This is a genomic window from Pseudomonas sp. RW407 (genome assembly GCF_003176655.1).
Classification (GTDB): Bacteria; Pseudomonadota; Gammaproteobacteria; order Pseudomonadales; family Pseudomonadaceae; genus Pseudomonas; species Pseudomonas delhiensis.
In genome coordinates this window covers 1-353 of record NZ_QGSL01000074.1, presented here as the reverse complement: position 1 = coordinate 353, position 353 = coordinate 1, and the positions used below count along the sequence as shown (strand labels likewise).

The window sequence follows — 353 nt, the reverse complement described above, 5'->3', positions numbered from 1 at the left end:
CGCGGCAGTTCGAGCAGGTGCTCGGCCACGTAGGAGAGGATCAGGTTGGTGGAGATCGGCGCCACCTGGTACAGCCGCGTCTCGCGGAACTTGCGCTCCACGTCGTATTCGCAGGCGAAGCCGAAGCCGCCGTGGGTCTGCAGGCAGGCGTTGGCCGCCTCCCAGCTGGCCTTGGCCGCCAGGTACTTGGCCATGTTCGCCGCCGCGCCGGCGTTGCGCCCGGCGTCGTATTCCGCGCAGGCCTTCCAGCGCATCAGGTCGGCCGCTTCCACCTCGATGTGCGCCTCGGCGATGGGGAACTGCACGCCCTGGTTCTGCCCGATGGGGCGGCCGAACACCACGCGGTCGCGGGC

General features: G+C 70.3%; 1 protein-coding gene. It reads right to left on the bottom strand.

All coding sequences use genetic code 11. The features are described from left to right. A partial coding sequence (locus DK254_RS06505) for an acyl-CoA dehydrogenase family protein (RefSeq protein ID WP_146219573.1) occupies window positions 1-353 on the bottom strand: 353 nt, incomplete at both ends.